Source organism: Shinella zoogloeoides (assembly GCF_020883495.1).
GTDB lineage: Bacteria > Pseudomonadota > Alphaproteobacteria > Rhizobiales > Rhizobiaceae > Shinella > Shinella zoogloeoides.
The window spans coordinates 176,646-199,966 of sequence record NZ_CP086612.1; the positions used below are offsets into that span (position 1 = coordinate 176,646).

The 23,321-nt window shown below is 66.0% G+C and carries 18 protein-coding genes; 7 read left to right on the plus strand and 11 right to left on the minus strand.

What is annotated here, in order from left to right:
- The gene (locus tag K8M09_RS22035) at positions 1 to 945 is read left to right on the plus strand and encodes an acetamidase/formamidase family protein (RefSeq protein WP_160786469.1); all 945 of its coding nucleotides are present in this window, start codon (positions 1 to 3) and stop codon (positions 943 to 945) included.
- Positions 945 to 2,615 (plus strand): ABC transporter ATP-binding protein, encoded by a 1,671-nt coding sequence (locus K8M09_RS22040; RefSeq protein ID WP_160786567.1) that lies wholly within the window; start codon positions 945 to 947, stop codon positions 2,613 to 2,615. The genes K8M09_RS22035 and K8M09_RS22040 overlap by 1 nt, the downstream gene beginning before the upstream one ends.
- Here K8M09_RS22040 and K8M09_RS22045 read toward each other — a convergent pair.
- The 4 genes from K8M09_RS22045 to K8M09_RS22060 all read right to left on the minus strand — a co-directional run bounded on the left by K8M09_RS22045 (position 2,612) and on the right by K8M09_RS22060 (position 8,237).
- Positions 2,612 to 2,989 (minus strand): hypothetical protein, encoded by a 378-nt coding sequence (locus K8M09_RS22045; protein WP_160786468.1) that lies wholly within the window; start codon positions 2,987 to 2,989, stop codon positions 2,612 to 2,614. The two genes, K8M09_RS22040 and K8M09_RS22045, sit on opposite strands and share 4 nt — an antisense overlap.
- Before the next feature lie 13 nt (positions 2,990 to 3,002).
- Positions 3,003 to 3,914, minus strand: a complete 912-nt coding sequence (yghU, locus tag K8M09_RS22050; protein ID WP_160786467.1) for a glutathione-dependent disulfide-bond oxidoreductase — start codon at positions 3,912 to 3,914, stop codon at positions 3,003 to 3,005.
- Between the two features lie 165 nt (positions 3,915 to 4,079).
- Positions 4,080 to 5,093: an amino acid ABC transporter substrate-binding protein gene (locus tag K8M09_RS22055; protein WP_160786466.1), complete on the minus strand. Its 1,014-nt coding sequence runs from the start codon at positions 5,091 to 5,093 to the stop codon at positions 4,080 to 4,082.
- A 93-nt stretch (positions 5,094 to 5,186) separates the two neighbouring features.
- A complete protein-coding gene (locus tag K8M09_RS22060; protein WP_160786465.1) occupies positions 5,187 to 8,237 on the minus strand; it encodes an aminotransferase class III-fold pyridoxal phosphate-dependent enzyme in 3,051 nt (1,016 codons plus the stop codon).
- Positions 8,238 to 8,363: 126 nt separating this feature from the next.
- Between K8M09_RS22060 and K8M09_RS22065 the strand changes: the two genes are divergently transcribed.
- From K8M09_RS22065 to K8M09_RS22085, 5 genes are all read left to right on the plus strand, one after another.
- Entirely contained in the window at positions 8,364 to 8,798 is a 435-nt protein-coding gene (locus K8M09_RS22065) for an Lrp/AsnC family transcriptional regulator (RefSeq protein ID WP_160786464.1), read from the plus strand.
- A 75-nt stretch (positions 8,799 to 8,873) separates the two neighbouring features.
- A complete protein-coding gene (locus tag K8M09_RS22070; RefSeq protein ID WP_160786463.1) occupies positions 8,874 to 10,430 on the plus strand; it encodes a D-aminopeptidase in 1,557 nt (518 codons plus the stop codon).
- A 90-nt stretch (positions 10,431 to 10,520) separates the two neighbouring features.
- The gene (locus tag K8M09_RS22075) at positions 10,521 to 11,558 is read left to right on the plus strand and encodes a DmpA family aminopeptidase (RefSeq protein WP_160786462.1); all 1,038 of its coding nucleotides are present in this window, start codon (positions 10,521 to 10,523) and stop codon (positions 11,556 to 11,558) included.
- Positions 11,555 to 12,355, plus strand: a complete 801-nt coding sequence (locus K8M09_RS22080) for a M55 family metallopeptidase (RefSeq protein ID WP_160786461.1) — start codon at positions 11,555 to 11,557, stop codon at positions 12,353 to 12,355. The genes K8M09_RS22075 and K8M09_RS22080 overlap by 4 nt, the downstream gene beginning before the upstream one ends.
- A gap of 102 nt (positions 12,356 to 12,457) precedes the next feature.
- On the plus strand, positions 12,458 to 15,508 hold the full coding sequence (locus tag K8M09_RS22085; protein ID WP_160786460.1) for an autotransporter outer membrane beta-barrel domain-containing protein: 3,051 nt from the start codon (positions 12,458 to 12,460) through the stop codon (positions 15,506 to 15,508).
- A gap of 32 nt (positions 15,509 to 15,540) precedes the next feature.
- Here K8M09_RS22085 and K8M09_RS22090 read toward each other — a convergent pair whose 3' ends face one another.
- The 7 genes from K8M09_RS22090 to K8M09_RS22120 form a co-directional block, all read right to left on the minus strand.
- Entirely contained in the window at positions 15,541 to 16,455 is a 915-nt protein-coding gene (locus K8M09_RS22090; RefSeq protein ID WP_160786459.1) for a LysR family transcriptional regulator, read from the minus strand.
- 118 nt (positions 16,456 to 16,573) lie between these two features.
- Positions 16,574 to 18,106: an ABC transporter ATP-binding protein gene (locus K8M09_RS22095; RefSeq protein WP_160786458.1), complete on the minus strand. Its 1,533-nt coding sequence runs from the start codon at positions 18,104 to 18,106 to the stop codon at positions 16,574 to 16,576.
- 5 nt (positions 18,107 to 18,111) lie between these two features.
- A complete protein-coding gene (locus tag K8M09_RS22100) occupies positions 18,112 to 19,044 on the minus strand; it encodes an ABC transporter permease (RefSeq protein ID WP_160786457.1) in 933 nt (310 codons plus the stop codon).
- Positions 19,045 to 19,122: 78 nt separating this feature from the next.
- Positions 19,123 to 20,217: an ABC transporter permease gene (locus tag K8M09_RS22105; protein ID WP_160786456.1), complete on the minus strand. Its 1,095-nt coding sequence runs from the start codon at positions 20,215 to 20,217 to the stop codon at positions 19,123 to 19,125.
- Between the two features lie 73 nt (positions 20,218 to 20,290).
- A complete protein-coding gene (locus K8M09_RS22110; protein ID WP_160786455.1) occupies positions 20,291 to 21,271 on the minus strand; it encodes a BMP family protein in 981 nt (326 codons plus the stop codon).
- Between the two features lie 35 nt (positions 21,272 to 21,306).
- Entirely contained in the window at positions 21,307 to 22,290 is a 984-nt protein-coding gene (locus tag K8M09_RS22115) for a BMP family protein (protein ID WP_160786454.1), read from the minus strand.
- A 33-nt stretch (positions 22,291 to 22,323) separates the two neighbouring features.
- Entirely contained in the window at positions 22,324 to 23,307 is a 984-nt protein-coding gene (locus K8M09_RS22120; protein ID WP_160786453.1) for a BMP family protein, read from the minus strand.
- Positions 23,308 to 23,321 lie beyond the last annotated feature (14 nt).

Here is a 23,321-nt window from a genome sequence, read left to right on the forward strand (position 1 = left end):
ATGTGCGTCGCTTGCACCCACACCATTCACCGCGCGCAGCATAATTTCGGCTGGAACCGCGACTTTCCGCCGGCCCTGACCGCAAAGGCCGGCGAGACCATCCTGTTCGAATGCCTCGATTCCTCCGGCGGCCAGATCGGCCGGGACGCGACGCTCGAAACGCTCGCGGCGCTCGATTTCGGCAAGGTGAACCCGGTCTCCGGCCCGGTCTATGTCGAGGGCGCCGAGCCGGGCGACGCGCTGAAGGTGACGATCCGCAAGTTCCATCCCTCCGGCCATGGCTGGACGGCCAATATTCCCGGCTTCGGCCTGCTCGCCGACCAGTTCAAGGACCCGGCGCTGCATGTCTGGTCCTATGACACGCAGTCGATGGCCCCGTCCGCCTTCGGCCCCGGCGGCCGCGTGCCGCTGAAGCCCTTCACCGGCACCATCGGCGTCGCGCCGGCCGAGCCGGGCCTGCATTCCGTCGTGCCGCCGCGCCGCGTCGGCGGCAACATGGATATCCGCGACCTGACGGCGGGCGTCACGCTCTACCTGCCGGTCGAGGTGGAGGGCGCGCTGTTCTCCGTCGGCGATACCCATGCCGCGCAGGGCGACGGCGAGGTCTGCGGCACGGCCATCGAGAGCCAGATGAATGTCGAGCTGACGCTGGACCTCGTGAAGGGCGCGAACCTTCAGACGCCGCGCTTCACCACCACCGAACCCGTGACGCGCCATCTCGACGGCGCGGGCTACGAGGTGACGACGGGCATCGGCCCGGACCTGATGACGGGCGCGCGCGAGGCGCTGATGCGCATGATCGACCTGCTCGTCGTCGAACACGGCTACAGCCCGGTCGACGCCTACATGCTCTGCTCGGTCTGCGGCGATCTGAGGATCAGCGAGATCGTCGACGTGCCCAACTGGGTCGTCTCCTTCTACTTCCCGAGGATCGTCTTCGCGTGATGCGCCAGCAAGCCGCCCCGGTTCTTTCCGTCCGCAACCTCTCCGTCGATGCGCGCACGCCCGAAGGGCTGAAGCGTATCCTCGACGGGGTGAGCTTCGATCTTGCGGCGGGCGAAACGCTCTGCCTTGCGGGGGAATCGGGGTCCGGCAAGTCGGTGACATCGCTCGCCATCATGGGGCTTCTGCCGAAGGCGTCGCTCAAGGTGGCGTTGGGGGAAATCCGGCTGGAGGACCGCAACATCCTCGGCATCCCCAACAAGGCGCTGCGCCGGATCAGGGGCGGCGAGGTGGCGATGATCTTCCAGGAGCCGATGACCTCGCTCAACCCGGTCATGACCATCGGCGACCAGATGGTCGAGGCGATCCGCGAGCACCGCGAGGACATGCCGCAAGGGGCCGAGGCCATCGCCCGCGACATGCTCGACGCCGTGCATATGAGCGAGGCCGCGCGCCGGCTGAAGCAATATCCGCACGAGCTTTCCGGCGGCATGCGCCAGCGCGTGATGATCGCCATGGCGCTCTCCTGCCGCCCCAAGGTGCTGATCGCCGACGAGCCGACCACCGCCCTCGACGTCACCGTGCAGGCGCAGATCCTCACGCTGATGCGGGAACTGAGAAGCGAGTTCTCCACCTCCATCCTGATGATCACCCACGACATGGGCGTGGTCGCGGAGATGGCGGATCGGGTGGCGATCATGCAGCAGGGGCGGATCGTCGAGGCGGGCGATGCGCTCGATATCTTCGAGCGACCGGCTGAACCCTACACCCGCCAGCTTCTCGCCGCCGTGCCACGGCTCGGCGCCCATGCCGGCACGGACGGGCCGCCACGCCTGACGGCCGTTGCCGCCGCGCCAGCAGCGGACAAGCCCGTGCTGGCCGTCAGCGATCTCAGCGTGACCTATGGCGCGCGCTCCGGCTGGCTGGGGCGCAAGAGCCATGCGCCGGCCACGGTCAGCGGCATTTCCTTTTCCATCAAGGCGGGCGAGACGCTCGGCCTCGTCGGGGAAAGCGGCTCGGGCAAGTCGACCACCGGCAAGGCCGTGCTGAACCTCATTCCCTTCGAGGGCAGCGTCGCCATCGACGGGCGCGAGACGGGCGGCCTGAAGCCCGCCGCCATGCGCCCGGTGCGCCGCATCGCGCAGATGATCTTCCAGGATCCCTATGCCTCGCTCGACCCGCGCATGACGGTGGGCGCGGCGATTGCCGAGCCGCTGGTCATCCACGATGTCGGTAATGCTTCCGAACGCAAGGACCGCGTGGCGGCGCTGCTGATCCGCGTCGGCATGCCGGTCGATGCTGGCTCGCGCTATCCGCACGAATTTTCCGGCGGCCAGCGCCAGCGCATCTGCATCGCCCGGGCGCTCGCGCTGGAGCCGAAGCTGATCGTCGCCGACGAAAGCGTCGCGGCGCTCGACGTGTCGGTGCGCGCCCGCGTGCTCGATCTGATGCTGGAATTGCAGGAACAGATGGGCCTTGCCTATCTCTTCATCTCGCACGACATGGCCGTCATCGAGAAGATGTCGCACCATGTCGCGGTGATGCGCGGCGGGCGCATCGTTGAGATGGGCACGCGCCGCCAGGTCTTCGAAAACCCGGCGGACGACTATACCCGCAACCTGATGGCCGCGATCCCGATCCCCGACCCGGCCTTCTACCGCAAGGGCGGTTAGACCTCGAAGACATCCTCGAAGGATTCCGGGAAACTCTGGCGGGCGACCTTCTCGTCTATGACGAGCATGGCCTCGTAGGAGAGCGGGTCGAAATCCTTGTCCGCCGCCACGACCTCGCGGCCGAACAGCAGGTTGAGGCGCGCGGCGTCGAGATTGCCGCGCTCGAAAGGCTCGTCGCCGAAATGGTGCCAGAGGGCATGCAGGAACGCCGCGTCGATGCGGTGCTCGGCCGTGCCGGGCCGGGCGCGGCGGGGCAGCGCCTTGATGGGCGTCACCCCGCGCGGATTGGCGCGGCGAATGGTGAACTGGACCCCCGTGCCCGGCATGCCGGACGGAAAGCCCCGGTGTTTGGTCATGTCGGGCAGGTTCGCCATCGTTCTCTCCTGTTTACTTCGCGGCCGCGCCGATCTTGTCCTCGGTCTTCGTGTCGAAGTCCGAGGCGTCGTGGCGCTCGCGAAGCTGCTCGGACGGATCGCCCGTCATCCGGTTGACCATGCGGCCGCGCTGGACCGCCGGGCGCGCGGCGATCTCTGCCGTCCAGCGCTGGACATGCTTGTAGGTCTCGACCTCGAGGAACGCGCCGGCGTCGCCATACTGCTTGTTCTGGGCGAGGCTGCCGTACCAGGGCCAGATCGCCATGTCGGCGATGGTGTAGTCCGCGCCGGCCATGTAGCGGTTTTCCGCCAGATGCCGGTCGAGCACGTCGAGCTGGCGCTTCACCTCCATCGCATAGCGGTCGATGGCGTATTTGATGCGCATCGGCGCATAGGCGTAGAAATGGCCGAAGCCGCCGCCGAGGAACGGGGCCGATCCCATCTGCCAGAACAGCCAGTTGAAGGTTTCCGTGCGGGCGCGCAGATCGGCCGGCAGGAAGGCGCCGAACTTTTCGGCGAGATAGAGCAGGATGGAGGCGGATTCGAAGACGCGCACCGGCGCGCCGCCGCCCTTGGGCGCATGGTCCATCAGTGCGGGAATCTTGGAGTTCGGATTGACCTCGACGAAGCCGGAGCCGAACTGGTCGCCGTCCCCGATGCGGATGAGCCAGGCATCGTATTCCGCGCCCGTATGGCCGGCGGCCAGAAGCTCCTCCAGCATGATCGTCACCTTCTGGCCGTTCGGCGTGGCGAGCGAATAGAGCTGCAGCGGATGCTTGCCGACCGGGCGTTCCTTTTCATGGGTCGCGCCGGCGATGGGGCGGTTGATATTGGCGAACGCGCCGCCATTGCCCTGCTCCCAGGTCCAGACTTTCGGCAGTTCGTAACCGGCGGGGAAGTTGTCGGCGGGGGACTTCTCGGTCATGAAATCGATCCTTGTTCTTAAGGGCGGCGCATGGGGGCCGGCTGCTGCTTTGCCCGTTCTATATAGGTGATTTCCGGCCCTGCGCAGGGGGCACTGCACGCTTTTTGAAACGGAAAACGCCGCGGCAGGGAATGCCGCGGCGTTTCGTTCCTTGGAGGCTGCCGCTCAGCGCAGCGGCGGGGCGTACATCAGGCCGCCGTCGCTCCACAGGCGGTTGAGGCCGCGGTCGATCTTCAGCGGGCTGTCCTTGCCGAGATGGCGTTCGAAGACCTCGCCGTAATTGCCGACGGCGGAAACCGCCTGATAGGCCCATTTGGGATCGAGGCCCATCGTCTTGCCGGCTTCGTTATCGATGCCGAGGAAGCGCTTCTGGGCGACGGTGCCGCTTTCGAGAAGCGAGGCGGCGTTTTCCTTGGTGATGCCCATCTCTTCCGCCTCGATCAGCGCGAAGAGCGTCCAGCGCACGACCTTGAACCACTGGTCGTCGCCCTGGCGCACGGCCGGGCCGAGCGGCTCCTTGGAGATGACTTCCGGCAGCACGACGAAGCGCTCCGGGTCGTTCAGCGTCAGGCGCTGGGCGTAGAGCGCCGAAGCGTCGGTGGAGTAGACGTCGCAGCGGCCGGTGTTGAAGGCCTGCACCGTCTGGTCGGGCTTCTCGAAGGCGATGACCTGGTACTCGATCTTGTTGGCGCTGAAATAGTCGGCCATGTTCTGCTCGGTCGTCGTGCCGGTCTCCGTGCAGACCGAGGCGCCCGAGATCTCCTTGACGCTCTTCACGCCAAGCTCCTTGTTGATCATGAAGGCCTGGCCGTCATAGTAGATCGTGCCGACGAAGCTCATGCCGAGGTCGGTATCGCGCGAGAGCGTCCACGTCGTCTGGCGCGAGAGCAGGTCCACTTCGCCCGATTGCAGCGCCGTGAAGCGGTCCTTGGTGGAGAGCGGCACATAGGCCACCTTGTCCGGGTTGCCGAGCGTCGCGGCGGCGACGGCGCGGCAGAAGTCGACGTCGAAGCCGCTCCAGGCGCCGTTCTTGTCCGGCGCGGAGAAGCCGAGCACGCCCTGGCTGACGCCGCAGCGCACTTCGCCGCGTTCCTTGATGATATCGAGCGTGCCGGCGGCCTGCGCGGCCGTGCCGCCCGCCAGTGCGGCAATGGCCATTGCCAGAATGCCTGTCTTCATGGGGTTTCCTCCTCCGTTGGTTTTGGGCATGCGTCATCCCGGCCGGGGAAGGGCTTCCCCGGCTGAAAGGATCGATTTTCGATAGTGTCGGCCTTAGCCCAGCGTCTTCTCGACGTCGGCGAAGGTTTCCTCCAGCACGGCGATCAGGTGATCGGCGTCGCGTTTGGAGAAGATCATCGGCGGGCGCATCTTCAGCACGTTGTCATGCGGGCCTTCGGTGCCCATCAGCACGCCCCGGCGGCGCGCGCCGTTGGAGACGGCGCGGGCAAAATCGGTCGCGGGCGTCTTGCTCCTCCGGTCCGTCACCAGCTCGATGCCGAGGAAGAGGCCGAGGCCGCGCACGTCGCCGATCACCGAATAGCGCTTCTGCATGTCGCGGAAGGCGTCCATCAGGTAGTTGCCCATGGTGAGCGCATTGCCGCGCAGGTCCTGCCCCTCGATCACGTCGAGCACGGCAAGGCCGATGGCGCAGGAAACCGGGTTGCCGCCGAAGGTGTTGAAATATTCCATGCCGTTGTTGAAGCTGTCGGTGACCTCACGGGTCGTGACGACCGCGCCCATCGGATGGCCGTCGCCGATGGGCTTGCCCATGGTCACGATATCCGGCACCACGCCCTGCGTCTCGAAGGCCCACCAATGGCTGCCGACGCGGCCGAAGCCGACCTGTACCTCGTCCGCGATGCAGACGCCGCCCGCCTCGCGCACCAGCCGGTAGACCTCCTTGAGGTAGCCTTCCGGCAGGAAGACCTGTCCGGCGACGCTCGGGATGGACTCGGCGATGAAGAAGCCCGGGCCTTCGCCCTTCGCCTGCATGGCGGCGATCAGCTCCGCGACGCTTTCGGCAAAACGCTTGCCGTGTTCTTCGAGCGGCCAGTCGGCGGGAGCGCGGTAGCTGTCCGGCACGGTCGCGACATGGACATGGGGCTTGGGACCCTTGCCGCCTTTGCGGCGGAACTTGTAGGGGCTGATGTCGATCAGCTCCTGCGTCGTGCCGTGATAGGACCAGTCGAGCGTGATGGCGTTCTCGCGGCCGGTATGGGCGCGCATCATGCGCAGCGCGAGGCTATTGGCCTCCGAGCCGGTATTGACGAAGCCGGCGACCGTCAGTTCCTTCGGCAGCGTCGCCGTCAGGCGCTCGGCATAGGCGACGATATTGTCGTGCAGGTAGCGGGTATTGGTGTTGAGCGTCGCGGCCTGTTTCGCCATCGCCTCCACCACGGCCGGATGGGCGTGGCCGATGTGGCAGACATTGTTGAAGCAGTCGAGATAGGCCCGGCCGCTGTCGTCGATCAGCCAGACGCCTTCGCCGCGCACGAACTTGATCGGCTTGTCGTAGGAGATGGAGAGGTTCGGCAGCAGCAGCTCGCGCCGCAGCTTGACGATCTCCTCATGCGAGCGCCCTTGCCGCGCGTAAAATTCCCGCGCGATGCCGCCGAAGGTGCTGGCATCGGGGAAGAGTTCCGCCCAGACGTCGAGATAGCGCGGCTCGCCGACGCCGAGGATTTCGGTCGCCGAAAGGTTCGTATCGGTGGAAAGCTGGAGATGGAGATGCGGCGCCCAGCCGCCGTTCTCCGACGGCGCGCCCATTTCGCCGACCAGCGCGCCGGCTTCCAGCCGGTCGCCGGCCTTCAGGCGGCCCATCGCCTCGTGGCCGAGATGGCCCCAGAGCGAGGTGAAGGCCGGGCAGCCGTCCGGTTCGTGACGCAGCGCGATCAGGCAGCCGTAGCCGAGCGGGTCCTTCTCGATCTCGACGCTGGCGACCGTGGCGGCCAGCGGCGTGAAGACCTTGGTGCCGGCGGCCATGAAGAGGTCGAGGCCGAGATGGCGGGTGCGGCGCGTCTCTTCGATGAAGCGCGAGACGAACATCTCGCCGGCATAGACCGTGCGCTCCTCGCCCCAGGGGCCGACGCCGAGTTCGATGCCGTTTGCGTTCGCATGGGCTTGCCAGAGGGCCTGCGCCTCGTCCGGCCGCTCGGCGGCGGAGGCGACGGTCATCGGATGGGCCGGGTCGCCATAGGGAACGAGGGCGGCGGGGTAGCTTGCGGCCGGGCGTTCGAGCAGCGGGGCGAGCGCCTTGCGGTTGGCGGCGATCCAGTCCGTGACGGCGCGCGCGCCGGGCGCGGCCTCGAAGCCGCAGGCCTTGCGCAGGATGGCGGCGGCGAAGCGCGGGTTCATGCGGTCGAGCTTGCGCAGCAGCGTCCAGGCCGGGCGCTCGCTGATGGCGAGATACGGGTTGTCCTCGGCATGGGAGCGGCGCGAGGCGGAAATCGTCACCGAGGTGACGAGCCGGATGGCGATGAGATCGTAGAGGAGGTCGATTTCCTCGGCGAGCAGCGGATATTCCGCATGGAAGCCGCGCGCTATGGCGGCGGCCGCGCCGATGGGGTCGGCATGGTCGAGGCCGGCATAGGCGGCGGCGATGGCGACTTCGGCGATCAGCGGCGAATAGAGCGCGTCGCCGAAATCGATGAGGCCGGAAATGCGGTCGTGGTTCGCCGCGTCGACCAGCACGTTCCAGTCATTGGCGTCGTTGTGCAGGACGGCGGAGCGCAGGGTGGCAAGACGCGGCTCGATGGCGGCAAAGCGCGTGAGGAAGCGTTCCAGCAGGGCACGGTCCCCGGCGTCCGCGACGTGGTGCAGCCGTCCGGCGGAACGACCGGCCTTGCGGATATCCCAGTCGAGATCGCGCAGCGCGCCGGGATGCATGAAGCCCTTCAGCGCCGCGTCGAACTGGCCGAGCATGCGGCCGAGGGATTCGAGCGCGGCATCGCTGCGGCCCGTTTCGGCAAGCGGCTGGCCGTCGACCCAGCTTACGAGGCGGATGCGGTGGCTCGCGCCGTTTTCGCCCGTGGTGCGGGCAAGGCTTTCCCCGGCAAGCGTCGGACGGATATGCGGCACCGGCAGATCGCCGGCCTGCGCGCCGATATGGGCGAGAAGCGCCGTCTGGAAATCGCTCTCGACGTCCGGCTCGCCCGCATTGACGATCTTCAGGATGAAGGTGCCGGCCGCCGTCTCCACCTTGAAATTCTGGTCGCGCTCGCTGGCGAGCGGCGAAAGCTTGCCGGAAAGGCCGTAATGCTGGGAAAGCAGCGCGGCGGCGGCATCGAGGGAGAAGTCGGGGGTCGTCGTCAGCAGGTCGGTCATGGCAATCCTCTTGATGGGCGGAAGAGTTGCATGGACGCCGGTTCCGCGCATCCGGCATTATGCCGGTTGTGCCGGCACTCTGTTTATAATAACCGTCATCTTGTCGGCGCCTATCAGGAGAGACTTGTGCAGGATACGGATGCAATCGACCGGACGATCCTCAGCATTCTCTCGCGGGAAGCGCGCATTCCCATGAAGTCGCTCGCCGGGCGGATCGGCCTGTCGCGCAGCGCCACCACCGAGCGCGTCAACCGGCTGGAAAAGGCCGGCATCATCCGTGGCTACCGCGCCGATATCGGCCAGCTCGACGACGGCCAGATCCAGGCCTTCCTGCTGGTGACGCTGAAGCGCACGCCCTCCATCGGCGTGCTCGACCGGCTCGCCGGCTTTTCCGCCGTGCGCAAGGTCTCCTCGGTCAGCGGCCAGCTCGATCTGGTCGTGGAGGTGGAGGTCGGCTCGATCAATGCGCTCAACGAATTGCGCAACGAGGTCTCGACCATGGACAATGTGGAGGACCTGACGACCTCCATCGTGCTGCGGCGAGATATCGAGCGGAGCTGAGTTTGAAGCGTTGCCATGCCGCCGGCCTTTGACCAATATCCGCCGCGAATCGCAATGGATCTGGAAGGCAGGCACATGATCGACGGCAAGCGGCTCGAGGCGGAGATGGATGGGCTTGCCGCGCGGTTCCCGGGGCCGGGCGGCGTGGCCGGGGTGGTGAGCGAGGGGCGCGTCATCGCCCGACGTGCCTGGGGCTTCGCCAATCTCGACACGGCCCTTGCCATGACCGCCGCAACGCGCCTGCCGATCTGCTCCATCTCCAAGCAGTTCACCTGCGCGGCGATGCTGGCCGCCTGCGGCGCGCCCGAGGTGCTGGATGCGCGCCTTGCGGCGCATCTGCCGAATTTCGAGGGACCGCTGCCGAAGGTGCGCGACCTCTGCAACAACCAGTCGGGCCTGCGCGACTACTGGGCGCTGACGGTGCTGCACGGCGCGAAGGCCGAGCAGGAATTTACGCGCGAGGATGCGGCGCGGGTCTTCGCCCGCACCCGCACGGGGCACTTTGCGCCCGGCACCCGCTATTCCTACAGCAACGGCAATTTCCGCCTTCTCTCGAACCTTGTGGAAGAGGCCTCGGGCGAGACGCTGGAAGCGCTCTATGCGCGCCATATCTGGCAGCCGGCCGGCATGGCGGGCGCGGTGCTGACGGCCGATACGCGCCACCCGGAAGACGGCGTGACCGGCTACGAGGGCAATGACGCGGCCGGCTACCTGCCGGCGGAAAACGGCATCTACTGGCGGGGCGACGCCGGCATTTCCGCCTCGCTCGACGACATGCTCGCCTATGAAAGCTGGATCGACGCGACGCGCGACGATCCGGAAAGCCTCTACCGGCGCATTGCCGAGCCGCAGGCCTTCCGCGACGGTGCGCCGGCGGCCTATGGTTTCGGCCTGCAGCATTCGCGCCTCGGCGATGTCGCCTTCACGGCCCATAGCGGCGCGCTGCGCGGCTTCCGTGCCTATCGCGCCGTCTCCACCGAGGCGCGGCTGTCGGTCGTCGTGCTGTTCAACCATCATGGCGACGCCTATGGCGCGGCCCAGCGCATCCTGCGCGCGGCGCTCGGCCTGCCGCATCCGGTCCCGCAGCCGCTTCGGCAGCGCTGGACGGGGCAATGGATCAGCGCCGAGACCGGCCTGCTGGCGCGGCTGGAGTCCGGCTACGACGCGGCGACCCTGCGCTTCGGCACCTCGCCCGAAGCCCTTTCGGAGACGGCGGAGGGCAGCCTTGCCTCCACAGCCACCACGATCGACCGCGAAGGCGACGATATCGTCATGCGCCGCCCCTCGGAGAACCATGCGGAGCGGCTGACGCCCGTTCCCCCGGCTCCCGCCGTTGCCGACCCGCAGATCGCCGGCCGCTACCGTTCGGCGGAACTGGCGGCGGATATCGTCGTCGAATGCCGGGACGGCGGCACCTATCTCACGGCCGAAGGTTTTCTCGGCACGGGGCGGCCGGAGATCGTCCAGCCCATCGGGCCGGACCTCTGGCTCGTCGTCACCCGCCGCTCCATGGACGCGCCGGCCCCCGGCGACTGGACCCTCAAGGCCGTCCGCGACGAGGCGGGCGCGATTGCCGGCCTTACGCTCGGCTGCTGGCTGGCGCGCGGCATCGACTATGCACGCTGCGCCTGATCCTGCCCGGCGCGGGCAAGTGCCGGGGCTTCCATCTGGAAGCGCCGCGCATTCCGGTCTAGGAACGTCCTGCAGGATTGGGGAGCGGATATGAAGACGGCGCGCGAATGGGGACTGATGCCCGAAGGCCGGCTGCGGCCGGGGCCGGGCAATGCCATTACCGATGTCGCCGGCGTTTCCGTCGGCCATCGCTCGCTGCGCGGCGAGGGGCTTTTCACCGGCGTGACGGCGGTTATTCCTCATCCGGGCGATCTTTTCCGGCTGAAGCCGCGGGCGGCCGTGGAGGTTATCAACGGCTTCGGCAAGTCGGCGGGGCTGATGCAGGTGGCCGAACTCGGCACCGTCGAAACGCCGATCCTGCTGACCAACACCTTCGGCGTTGCCGCCTGCACCGAGGCGCTGGTCCGCCGCGCCATCGCCGCCAATCCCGCCATCGGCCGCAAGACCTCGACGGTCAACGCGCTGGTCTTCGAATGCAACGACGGCAGCATCAACGATATCCAGGCGCTGGCGGTAACGCCCGCCGATGCGGACGCGGCGCTCGACGCGGCAAAGGGCGGGCCGGTGGAGCAGGGCGCTGTCGGTGCCGGCTCCGGCATGACCGCCTTCGGCTTCAAGGCCGGCATCGGCACGGCCTCCCGGCTGATGCGCATCGACAAGCGCGATTTCACGCTCGGCGCTCTGGTGCTCGCCAATTTCGGCGGCACGGGTGATCTCGTCCTGCCGGATGGCCGTTGGCCCGATCCGCGTGCGCCCTCCAGCCCCGAGCGCGGCTCCGTCATCGTCGTTCTCGCAACGGACCTGCCGCTTTCCGACCGCCAGCTCCAGCGCGGCGCGCGGCGCGGCGGTGCTGGCCTTGCCCGGCTCGGCGCGTTCTGGGGCCACGGCAGCGGCGATATCGTGCTCTGTTTCACCACCGCCGATCCCGTCGAGCACGAGCCGGCGGAGGCTTTTGCCTCCCAGCAGCGGCTTGCCGACGACCATATCGACATCGCCTTCCGCGCGGCCGCCGAGGCGACGCAGGAGGCGGTGCTGAACGCGCTCTGCATGGCGCCCGCCACCCCGGCTCGCAGCGGCCGCATCTACCCCTCGCTCGCCGACTGGCTGAAGGAGAACCCGCTTCTATGAAAGTCTTCATTTCCGCCGATATCGAAGGCACCGCCGGCATCGCCCACTGGAACGAGGCCGAGCGCACCCATCCCGACTGGGCCGAGTTCCGCGCCCTGATGACCGCCGAAGTGGTCGCCGCCTGCGAGGGCGCGCGCGCCGCCGGGGCAACGGAAGTGGTGATCAAGGACGCCCACGAGAGCGGCCGCAACCTCATCCTCGACCGCCTGCCCGACTATACGCGCATCGTGCGCGGCTGGTCCGGCCACCCGGACGAGATGATGTACGGCATCGACGAGAGCTTTTCCGCCGCGCTCTATACCGGCTACCATTCCAAGGCCGGCACGGAGGTCAATCCGCTCGCCCATACCTCGAACCTGCGCATCTCGCGGCTGCTCCTGAATGGCGAGGTCGCCTCCGAATTCACCTTCAACGCGCTCTGCGCCGCCGGCTACGGCGTGCCCTCGGTCTTCCTGTCCGGCGATGTCGGCATGTGTGCGGAGGCTAAGGCCATGGTGCCCGGCCTTGCGACGGTGGAAACGCTGGACGGCCGCGGCAAGGCCTCGAACTCCATCGCCCCCACCCGCGCGCGCCGCCTGATCCGCGAAGGCGTGACGGCCGCTCTGTCGGGCGATTTCGCCAGGGCCCTGCCGGCAACGGCCGACCATTACGAGGTGGTCATCGAGTTCTGCACCCCGACCGAAGCCTACCGCGCCGCCTGGTATCCCGGCGCAAAAGCCCACGGCCCCCGCGCCGTCGCCTTCGAGCACAAGGATTTTTCCGAAATTCTGCGGGCGCTGCTGTTCCTCAAGGTGTGACGGGCTCTAGCAACAAAATTTCCCAGACCTTGCGATCTCATTAATAAAATTGCGAGGAATTCGTGCATGGGAGCTTGATGTGCAACTTGACGATTGCTAGGAATGCGCGAACTTGTCGTGCAGACGAGCGGGGGCATATTTCAACGCGAATCTCGTATCGCCGGAGCTTGGCGCCGGGTGATTCCGGCTATCCGGTGTTCTGGTGCATGTTCGCCTTTGAAATTCAAGATTGAAAGCGGTCGTATGAGTATCCTGCATCCTGGACTGCGCGCCCTCTCGGCAACCGCGCTCGCTGGCGCCACTTGGCTTGGCTTCGTCTCGTCGGTGCATGGCCAGACGTGGGAAGGTGACCTGAGCGGCAACTGGTTCGATAGCGGCAACTGGTCGACGAACAGCCTGCCGTCGGCCGGCTTTACGGCGATTATCGGGAATGTGGGTACGTCCAACGCGCCGGTAATTGAGGCGGCCGGAGCAAGCGCGGGGCTGCTTTATATCGGCGGGGTCCCTGCCAGTGGTGTCCCCGGCGCATCGCTCCATATCACCGATGGCGGCACGCTTACATCGATCACTGCGATCATCGCCAATAGCTCAAACGCCCAGGAACTGTGGTCCGACAGCGAATATGGTGCGGTGACGGTCAGTGGTGCTGGTTCACAGTGGACGAGCAATTCAATCGATGTCGGTTTCTATGGGCAAGGTACTCTGACGGTCAAGGAAGGCGGTCGTGTCACTTCACAAACAGGCATGATCGGGGCCATTTCAAGCGGTAGCGGGACGGTCGATGTCATCGGGTCGGGTTCCTTATGGCAAACGACCGGCCAGATGGTGATCGGCAATGAGGGAGACGGCACCCTGAATGTAAGCCAGGGTGCTTCCGTGACAAACCATGCGGCCGCGTTGGGTTATTATGCGGCAGGCCATGGGGTCGCCAATATTTCCGGCAGTGGTTCGCAATGGAAGGTGACCGGGGCCAACATCGTAGTTGGCAACTTGGGTACCGGTGAACTCCATATTTCCGACGGAGCCAATGTCGATACCGCGTACCGCACATGGATAGGCTCCGGCGCGAATTCCTCTGGGATGCTCACAGTGGCAGGCGCAGGCTCGACGCTGAAATCCGCGATCGACGTCAGGATCGGGGTCAGTTCGATCGGCACGACCGTTGTTTCCGGGGGAGGGAACGTGGAGGCCGGTGCGGTCTATCTCGGGTTCAATGCAACCGGTTCCGGCAGCCTTGATGTTACCGGCTCCAATTCGCGCGTCACATCGGCCTACGGCATGATAATCGGCTATTTTGGCGATGGCCTTGTGACGGTCGGCGATGGCGGTACGCTCGCCTTGGGGCCGACGATCCAGATCGCGAACAAGAGCGGCTCGTCCGGCACGCTCAATATCGGCGCCGCAGAAGGGCAGGCCGCCGCCGCGGCCGGCGGCGTGCAGGCCGGCACGCTTGTCTTTGGTGCGGGCGCCGGTGAACTGGTCTTCAACCATACGGATACGGGCTACAATTTCGCCCCGAAGATTTCCGGCAACGGTTCGATCCGCCAGATCAGCGGTGTCACGCGCCTGCTCGGCGACAGTTCCGGCTTTACCGGAACTTCCACCATCCTCGGCGGCGCGTTCGTGGTGAACGGCAAGCTCGGCGGTTCGAGCACCATTGGTTCCGGCGCCTTCCTCGGCGGGGTCGGTACGCTCGGCTCCGCCGGCTCCACGTTGACGGTTGCGGGCGGTGGCGTGCATGCGCCCGGTAACTCAATCGGTGTCCAGACCATTGCCGGCAACTACATCAACAATGGCACGCTGCGCATCGAGGCGACGCCCTTCGCGACGGACAGGGTCGTCGTCGCCGGGTCCGTCGATATTTCCAGTGCAGCGCTCGATCTGGCAGTTTCGCCGGGCGGCGGGCCGGGCAGCAATATCTTCAGCACCCCTTTCACCATCATCGAGAAAACGAGCGCCGGTGCCGTCAGTGGTCCTTTCCTCTCGGTGACGCAAAACCTGTTGTTCCTCGAGCCCCTCCTCGACTATGCTGGCGGCGATGGCAACGACGTGACGCTGCGACTGCAACGCAACGGCCTCGCTTTCTCGGGTGTCGGTCTCACGCGCAATCAGGTCTCGACTGCTGCCGCCGTCGATATGCTGGACAGCGCCAGTGCGGCCTGGCAGGGCGTCGCACTGGCCGGGGGCGCGAGCGCCGCTCGGGCGGGCTTCGATGTGCTGTCGGGTGAAATCCACGCCTCGGCGAAGACGGCGCTTATCGAGGACAGCCGCTTTCTTCGCAATGCGATGAACGACCGGTTATACGGTGTGTTCAGCGACGCTGACGTGGAGCATGCCACGATCTGGAGTCACGGTTTCGGTGCCTGGGGACATACCAGCGACGACGGCAATGCGGCGCGGCTCACCCGTTCGACTGGCGGCCTGCTCATGGGTGGAGACATGGCGGCACTCGCGGACTGGCGTTTTGGCGCTGTCGCCGGTTACAGCCACACGCGCTTTGACGTGGCGGCGCGAGGTTCGTCCGGCGCGAGCGATAACTATCACATTGGCGTCTACGGCGGCACGATGCACGACGGTTTCGCGTTCCGCACGGGCGCAGCCTATACTTGGCACGAAATGCAGATTGAGCGCGAGGTCGCAATTCCTGGCCTGAACGAGAGCCTTGAGGCTGGTTACGATGCGGGTACGGCCCAGATATTCGGAGAGTTCGGCTATGGCATCGAGATGGATGCGGGCCGGTTCGAGCCGTTCGGGAACCTCGCCCATGTCGCGGTGAATGCGCACGATTTCCATGAAGGAGGTGGCTCGGCTGCGCTGTCGGGCGCCGGCGACACGAGCCATGTGACCTTCAGCACACTGGGCCTGCGCGTCGCGACGACCCTGGAGCTTGAGGGTGTGGCGGCAACGGTCAAGGGCATGGCCGGTTGGCGGCATGCTTTCGGTGGCGCGCTGCCGACGAGCACCCATGCCTTCCAGGGGGGAGGCGATTTTACGGTTGCGGGCGTTCCCGTTGCGCGCGATGCCGCGATCGTGGAGGCCGGCTTCGATATAGCACTCGCACCCGAGGCAATGCTCGGCCTTTCCTATGCCGCCCAGTTCGCATCCGATGCAATCGATCAGTCCCTGAAGGCGCGCCTCGACGTCCGGTTCTGAGCGGCCTTCTCTAGGCCCACACCCGATGCAGTCTATCCCCGAGGCGTTGCGCCCGGGTGATCGGCGGCCCAGGCGATGAAGACGTTCTTCAGGTGCTCGGCGGCCGGGGAAAGGCTGTGGTGGCGGCGCTGGAGGAGGGAGACGTCGCGCATCACCGGCGGGTCGATCAGGTCGACGGTGGTGACCGTGACGTCGGAGGCGAGCAGGCTGGAATTTTCCGGCAGCACGGCGACGCCCATGCCCGCGCCGATCATGCTGATCGCCGTGGTCGAGAAGCGCACCTCGTATTTCGGTTTGAAGTTCGGCACGACGCGGATGAGGTTGTGATCGACGATGTTGCGCAGCGGGTTGGAGGCGGCGAGCGTGATGAGCTTCTCGTCCTTCAGCTCGGCCCAGCGCACGGACTTGCGCTTGGCGAATTTGTGATCCTCGCGGCAGACGAGCATCAGCTTGTCGCGCATCAGCGAGGTGCCGGTGATCTCCGGGTCTTCTTCCGAGAGCGTGCCTAGGGCGATATCCACCTCGTTGCGCTTCAGCGCCGGGCTGATCTGCTCTTCCGGCATGTCGCGGATATTGACGGAGATTTCCGGATACATGCGCAGGAACCGCGCGATGACCGGCGGCACGATGGTCGCCGCCAGAACGATGGCGGCGGCGATGGTCACCTGTCCGCGCTTCAGCGAGGCGTTGTCGCGCACGTCGCCGACGGCGAGCTCAAGGTCCTTCAGGATCTTGCGCGCCTGCGGCAGGAATTCCTGGCCGACGAGGGTGAGCGAAACCATGCGCGTGTGGCGGTCGAAGAGGCGCACGCCGATCTCCGATTCCAGATCGCGAATGAGGATGCTGACCGCCGACTGGGTGAGATGGAGGTTTCGTGCGGCGAGATTGAACTGGCCGAGCTCGGCCACCGCGATGAAAGCCCTGAGTTGCCGCAGGGTTATGTTCATGGACGCGCGGCCCTCCTGTTTTGCGGCTCCATAAAACCCTGCCGGCCCCGTGCCTGTCTAGACCCGCTCCGGCGAAATGCGGTTCGCCGGAGCGGAGTTTGGGCGGTGCGGCGGCGCTTCAGCTTGCCAGCGCCGGTTGATCGGTGTTGCCTGCCATCAGCAGGCCGAGTTCGTCGAGGCGGGTGCGGTCCGGCGGCAGCTCGCCGAGAATCTCGCCGTGGAACATGACGAGGATGCGGTCGCAGATCGCGAACAGCTCCTCCAGTTCCGTGGAGATGAGCAGGATGGCGCGGCCGTTGTCGCGCTGCTTCAGCATTTCCTCCATGACGAATTCCATCGCGCCGATATCGATGCCGCGGGCAAGCTGGTTGACGAGGATGAAGTCCGGCTTGCGGGCGAGCTCCCGCGCGACGACCAGCTTCTGCTGGTTGCCGCCCGAAAGCGCGCCGATGGCCTGGTTCTCGTCGCGGCTCTTCACGCGGAAGCGCTGGATGAGGTCGCGGGTATGCTCGCTGATCGCCCGGCGGTTCAGCATGCCGCGGCTGGCGAAGGGGGCCTGGTCGTAGCGCTGGAGAATGGTGTTCTCGCTCAGCGACAGCGACAGGACGACGCCGTGCTTGTGCCGGTCTTCCGGGATATGGGAGAAGGCGCAGGCATTGATGCTGGCGGGGTCCAGGCCGGTAATGTCCTTGCCGTTCAGCATCACGCGGCCGGAATCGACCGGCAGCAGGCCGGACAGCGCCAGCGAAAGCTCGGTCTGGCCGTTGCCGGAGACGCCGGCGATGCCGACGATCTCGCCGGCCCGCACATTGAGGCTCACATTGCGCACGGCGGGCAGGCCCGTCTCGGCGCGGCAGGTAAGGTTTTCCACCGAGAGCACGACGCGGCCGGCCGGCTCCGGGCTGCGCGGCAGCTCCATGCGCACGTCGCGGCCGACCATCATGCGGGCAAGCTCGCGCGCATTGGTCTCCCCGACATTGACGGTATGCACCACGCGCCCGTCGCGCATGACGCTGATGCGGTTGGAAACGCGCATTACCTCGTCCAGCTTGTGCGAGATGAAGACGACGGTCTTGCCGTCCTTCACGAGATCGCCCATCAGCGCGAGCAGGCGGTCGGTTTCCTGCGGGGTCAGCACGGCGGTCGGCTCGTCGAGGATCAGCAGGTCGATGCCGTGGAACAGGGCCTTCAGGATTTCCACGCGCTGCTGCTCGCCGACCGAAAGGTCCTCCACCAGCGCGTCCGGGCGCACGTCGAGGGCGTAGCGGTCGGAAAGCTCGCGGATCTTCGCATGAACCTTGTCCATGTCGTTGATGACGCGCAGCGCCGAGCCCTGGCCGAGAATGTAGTTTTCGGCCACCGTCAGGTTGGGCACCAGCATGAAGTGCTGGTGGACCATGCCGATGCGCTGGCGGATGGCCTCGCGCGGGCTGTTGAAGCGCACGGACTGGCCCTTGTAGACGATCTCGCCTTCATCGGGGCGGACCATGCCGCAGATCATGCTCATCAGCACGCTCTTGCCCGCGCCGTTCTCGCCGAGCAGCGAGTGGATCTCGCCCTCCTCGATTTCCAGCGACACGCCGTCGCTGGCGATGATGGGGCCGAAGCGCTTGCGGATATTGTCGACGCGCAGGAAGGGTTTCTGGGACATGTCCGTTACCTCATCTCGTAGGGCTGGCCGAGTTTGCTGGGGGCGGCGCCCTTGCCGCGGACCACGACGAGCGTGAGGATCGTCATGAGATAGGGGAGCGCCTGCAGGAGCTGGTAGGGCACGACGATGGACGCCTGCGCCTGGAGCATCAGCTGCAGCGCGTAGAACATGCCGAAGAGCAGCGACACGAAGAAGGCGCCGATGGGCGACCAGCGGGCGAAGACGACCACGGCGAGCGCGATGAAGCCGCGGCCCGAGGTGATGCCCTCGACGAACTGGTTGGAGTGGCCGAGCGTCAGGAACGCGCCGCCGAGCCCGGCAAGGCCGGTGCCGATCAGCACCGCGCCGTAGCGGTAGGCCGCCACGTTCCGGCCGGCGACGTCGACGGCCTTCGGATGCTCGCCGACCGCGCGCAGCGTCAGGCCGAAGGAGGTGCGGAACAGCACCAGCGTGGCGACGATGGTCACGAGGATCGTCGAATAGACGATGAGGTTCTGCCGGAAGAAGGCTTCGCCGAAGAAGGGCAGGTCGCTGAGGAAGGGGATATGGACCGGCTGGGCGATCTCGATGCCCTTGCCCGTCGAGACGTAGTAGGTGCGGAAGAGGAAGGCCGTGAGGCCCATGCCGAGCAGGTTGAGCGCCGCGCCGACCACGATCTGGTCCGCCTTGATGGTGATCGTGAAGAAGGCGAAGATCAGGCCGAAGACCATGCCGCCCGCAATGCCGGCGGCAAGCCCGAGCGGGACGCTGCCGGTGGCGAAGGCCACGGCGAAGCCGCAGAACGCGCCGACGAGCATGGTGCCTTCCAGGCCGATATTGAGCACGCCCGCCCGCTCGGAGAAGACCTCGCCGATCGAGGCGAAGATGAGGGGGGTCGCAAGCCTCCAGGCGGCGCCGGCAAGCGTCGCGAGGAAGGTGAGAAACATCATGTCGTCCATTGTGAAGACCCTTCAGGAACAGCGACTAAGATTTTGTTTTCCCGCAGGGTTTCGGCCCCTGCGGGAGTTTCCATTCTGTCAGGCCACGATCCTGAGAATATCGCGGAGCTTGGCGAAGGCGACGACGGAGAGGATGACGATGCCCTGGATGACCAGCACGAGGACCTGGGGGACCTGCGAGGTGATCTGCAACACTTCCGAACCGGAGCGCAGCACCGCGAACAGGCCGCCCGAGAGGATCGCCGCCAGCGGGTTGTTGTTGGCTAGCAGCGCCACCGCGATGCCCTCGTAGCCGTAGCCGGGCGAGATGTTCTGGTAGAGGCGGTGCGTGACGCCGGCCACTTCGAAGGCCCCGGCAAGGCCGGCCAGAGCGCCGGAAATGCAGATGGCGATCATCACGTTGCGGCGCACGTCCATGCCGGCATAGCGGGCGGCGTGCGGGTTGAGGCCGACGACGCGCAGCGCAAAGCCGCGGCTGCTCCTTTGCAGGAAGATATAGAGCGCGACCGCAAGAACCACCGCGATCAGGATGCCGATATGCAGGCGCATGTCGGAAACGATGCGCGGCGTCCAGGCCTCGCGCACGAGGCGGGCGGACTGCGGATAGGCGGCGCTTGCATCGCGCATCGGGCCGGTGACGAGGTAGCTCGTCATGATGATGGCGATATAGTTGAGCATGATCGTGGTGACGATCTCGCTCGCCTGGAAGCGCACTTTCAGGTAGCCGGCAATGCCGGCCCAGGCCGCGCCCGCCAGCGCGCCGGCCAGCATGACGAGCGGCGCATGGACCCAGACGGACAGGCCGTCGAAGCTGGTGCCGACGAGCGTCGCGGCGATCGCCCCGACATAGAGCTGGCCTTCCGCGCCGATATTCCAGATCGAACACCGGAACGCGACGCACAGGCCCGCGCCGATGAGGATGAGCGGTGTCGCCTTCAGGAGGATTTCGCCGAAGGAGCGCATGTCCTGGAACGAGCCGAAGATCATGACGGTGACGACGTCGCTGCCGTTGAAGCCGTTGAGCCACAGAAGAAGCGCGCCGAAGGCGAGGGCGACGAGGACCGCCGCGATGGGGGTAACGGCGCTGATCGCGATTTGCGAGAGCGTCCGGAGGAGGGGATTGGTGGCTTGAGGATACACGTTCTCGCGCACTCCCTGATCTACCTGTGCCATGGGATCGGTCCAGATGTTCGGTTACGTTCGACGGCAGGCTGCGGCCGGATGAGGCGGCCGCAGCCCGGGGTCGTCACTGGGCGTCGGTCTTGATCTCGCCGGCAGCGATCTTGTCGCTGATCGCCTTGACCTCGGCGCGGATGTTCTCCGGCACGGAGACCGGGCCGTCGTCGCGGAAGGTGAAGGACATGACCTTCGGGTCCTTGAGGCCGAAGACGACGTTCTCCGTCGGCGGCGCGCCGTCCTTGATCCCCTGGACCACCTGGATCACGCCCTGCGCATAGTCGGCGACATAGAGGCCGAGGATGTTGTTGGGCGCGACTTCCGTAAAGTCGGAGAAGATGGAGAAGGTGCGCACGTCCGGGCCGGATTCGGCGATGGCCTGGTAGCCGCCGACCGTCGCGCCCGAGGCGTTCGGCACGACGAAGTCGGCGCCCTGCGAGATCATGCTGAGGGCGGCTTCCTTGGCGGCCGTCGTATCGGTGAAGTTGCCGATATAGGCTTCGCTGACCGGGAAGTCCGGGTTGACGCTCTTGGCGCCGGCCTTGAAGCCGGCGAAGGCCTGCTGGATCGGCGGGATTTCCATGCCGCCGACGAGACCGGCCTTGCGGCCCATCTTCGCGGCGATGACGCCCATCAGGTAGAAGGGCTGGCTGGTATCGGTGTTGAGGCCGATGACATTGCCTTCATGGATGGAGCTGGACGAGATCAGGAAGTAGGTGTCCGGATAGTCGGCGGCCACTTCCAGCGCGGCGTCCTGGAATTCGAAGCCGTGGCCGAGGATGACCTGGTAGCCCTGGCTGGCATAGTCGCGGAAGGCCTTTTCGAAGGAGGCCGGGTTCTGCTGCAGCTCGACATAGCTGATCTTCGCGCCAAGCTGCTCCTCGACGCCCTTCAGCGCGTTGTAGGCGATGCGGTTCCAGCCTTCTTCCGAAACGCTGCCGGGCACGAGAAGGCCCATCTTGAAGTCGTCGGCCTGCGCCATGCCCGGAGCGGCCAGGGCGATGGACAGCGCTGCCACGCCTTCCAGGAACAGTCTTCTTGAAAGTTTCATTGCAATTCCTCCCGTTGATGGTTGCCAGGAGCGCGCTATTGCGCGCGCGTCTGGATTTCACCCGACACGATCTTCGCAGTCACCTCCTCCAGGTGCTTGCGCAGATCTTGCGGTATCGATTTGGCGGCTTCGTCGTTGAGGGTGAACTTGATGACGTCCTTGTCCTTCAGGCCGAAGTCGACATTGCTTTGCGGCACGTTGCCGTTCTTGATGTCCGAGACGATGCGCACGATGCCCCGGCCGTAATCGGCAAGGAACGTGCCCAGGATGTTTTTGGGGGCGACGTCGGTATATTCGCTATAGACGCTGAACGTGCTCGCCTTCTCGCCCGCTTCCTGCGCCGCCTGGATGACGCCCAGCCCCGCCGCGTTCGCATTGGGGACGACGAAATCGGCGCCGCGTGCGATCATGCTGACGGCGGCCTCCTTGGCGGCGCTCGCATCGGTGAAGCTGTTGATGAAGACCTTGGACACCGGGAAATCCGGGTTCACGCTCTTGGCCCCACGCTCGAAGCCGTCGAAAGCATGGGCGATGGGCGGGATTTCCATGCCGCCGATAAGGCCCGAACCCTTGCCCAGCGATGCGGCGATGACGCCCATCAGGTAGAAGGGCTGGCTGGCGTCGGTATTGAGGCCGATGACGTTGCCTTCGTGGATATAGCTCGACGACACGAGGAAGACGGTGTCGGGAAAGTCCTCGGCCGTCGTCAGGGCGGCGTCCTGAAACTGGAAGCCGTGCCCCAGCACCACCTGGTAGCCGTGGCTGGCATAATCGCGGAACGCCTTTTCGAAGGCGGCGGGATTGTCGGACAGTTCGACATAGCTGATCTTGGCGCCGAGTTCCTTCTCGACCTGCTTCAGCGCGTCATAGGCGATCTTGTTCCAGCCTTCCTCCGCCACGCTGCCGGGCACCAGAAGGCCCATCTTGAACTCTTCCGCCGCACTGGCGAAGGTCGGGACGGACACGGCGATCGACAAGGCGGCGACGCATTCCAGGACCTGTCTTCTTGAAAGTCTCATGCACTTCCTCCCCCAGTGTTTCCCGTCGGCGCGTTATTGCGCGAGCGTGCGAACCTCGCCCGAGACGATCTTCGCGGTCACCTCCTCCAGGTGCTTGCGAAGCTCTTGCGGTATCGGCCTTTCGGCCTGGTCGTTGAAGGTGAACTTGACGACGTCCCTGTCCTTCAGGCCGAATTCGATATTGGCTTTCGGCACGTTGCCGTCCTTGATGTCCGAGACGACGCGCACGATGCCCTGGCCGTAATCGGCAAGGAACGTGCCGAGCACGTTCTTCGGCGCGGCATTGGTGTAGTCGCTGTAGACGTTGAAGGTATTGACCCCCGCGCCCGCTTCCTTGACCGCCTGGATGACGCCCATGCCCGCCGCGTTGGCGTTGGGAACCACGAAATCCGCGCCCTGCGAGATCAGGCTGACCGAAGCCTCCTTCGCTGCGGTGGCGTCGGTGAAGGTGCCGAGAAAGACGGTCGAGATCGGGAAGTCCGCCTTCACGCTTTTCGCGCCCTTCGCAAAGCCCTCGAAGGCCTGCGTGACGGGCGGGATTTCCGCGCCGCCGACAAGGCCCGCCTTGTGGCCCATCGTGGCGGCGACGATGCCCATCAGGTAGAAGGGCTGGCTGACATCGGTGTTGAGGCCGATGACATTGGCCTCGTGAACGCGGCTCTGCGAAACGAGGAAGACGGTGTCCGGGAAGTCCTCGGCCGCGGCGAGCGCGGCTTCCTGGAACTGGAAACCGTGGCCCAGCACGACGCGGAAGCCCTGACCGGCGAAATCGCGGAACGCCTTTTCGAAGGCGTCCGGGTTTTCCGGCAGCTCGACATGGCTGACCTTGGCGCCAAGCTCCTTCTCGACGCGCTTCAGCGCGTCGTAGCCGATCCGGCTCCAGCCTTCCTCGCCGATGCTGCCGGGCACCAGAAGGCCCATCTTGAAGTCGTCGGCATGGGCGGGTAGCGCGCCGGCAAGGGTCAGTGCGAAGGCGGATGCGAGCAGCGAACGACGTGAAAATGCGGTCTTCTTCATTTCAAACCTCCCAT

Coding starts and splice junctions, on each gene's coding strand:
- K8M09_RS22045 (WP_160786468.1), bottom strand. CDS start 2,989: ATGGCGAACCTGCCCGACATGACCAAACACCGGGGCTTTCCGTCCGGC.
- K8M09_RS22120 (WP_160786453.1), bottom strand. CDS start 23,307: ATGAAGAAGACCGCATTTTCACGTCGTTCGCTGCTCGCATCCGCCTTC.
- K8M09_RS22055 (WP_160786466.1), bottom strand. CDS start 5,093: ATGAAGACAGGCATTCTGGCAATGGCCATTGCCGCACTGGCGGGCGGC.
- K8M09_RS22080 (WP_160786461.1), top strand. CDS start 11,555: ATGAAAGTCTTCATTTCCGCCGATATCGAAGGCACCGCCGGCATCGCC.
- K8M09_RS22095 (WP_160786458.1), bottom strand. CDS start 18,106: ATGTCCCAGAAACCCTTCCTGCGCGTCGACAATATCCGCAAGCGCTTC.
- K8M09_RS22070 (WP_160786463.1), top strand. CDS start 8,874: ATGATCGACGGCAAGCGGCTCGAGGCGGAGATGGATGGGCTTGCCGCG.
- K8M09_RS22090 (WP_160786459.1), bottom strand. CDS start 16,455: ATGAACATAACCCTGCGGCAACTCAGGGCTTTCATCGCGGTGGCCGAG.
- K8M09_RS22110 (WP_160786455.1), bottom strand. CDS start 21,271: ATGAAACTTTCAAGAAGACTGTTCCTGGAAGGCGTGGCAGCGCTGTCC.
- K8M09_RS22100 (WP_160786457.1), bottom strand. CDS start 19,044: ATGGACGACATGATGTTTCTCACCTTCCTCGCGACGCTTGCCGGCGCC.
- K8M09_RS22060 (WP_160786465.1), bottom strand. CDS start 8,237: ATGACCGACCTGCTGACGACGACCCCCGACTTCTCCCTCGATGCCGCC.
- yghU (WP_160786467.1), bottom strand. CDS start 3,914: ATGACCGAGAAGTCCCCCGCCGACAACTTCCCCGCCGGTTACGAACTG.
- K8M09_RS22075 (WP_160786462.1), top strand. CDS start 10,521: ATGAAGACGGCGCGCGAATGGGGACTGATGCCCGAAGGCCGGCTGCGG.
- K8M09_RS22115 (WP_160786454.1), bottom strand. CDS start 22,290: ATGAGACTTTCAAGAAGACAGGTCCTGGAATGCGTCGCCGCCTTGTCG.
- K8M09_RS22085 (WP_160786460.1), top strand. CDS start 12,458: ATGCGCGAACTTGTCGTGCAGACGAGCGGGGGCATATTTCAACGCGAA.
- K8M09_RS22105 (WP_160786456.1), bottom strand. CDS start 20,217: ATGGCACAGGTAGATCAGGGAGTGCGCGAGAACGTGTATCCTCAAGCC.
- K8M09_RS22040 (WP_160786567.1), top strand. CDS start 945: ATGCGCCAGCAAGCCGCCCCGGTTCTTTCCGTCCGCAACCTCTCCGTC.
- K8M09_RS22035 (WP_160786469.1), top strand. CDS start 1: ATGTGCGTCGCTTGCACCCACACCATTCACCGCGCGCAGCATAATTTC.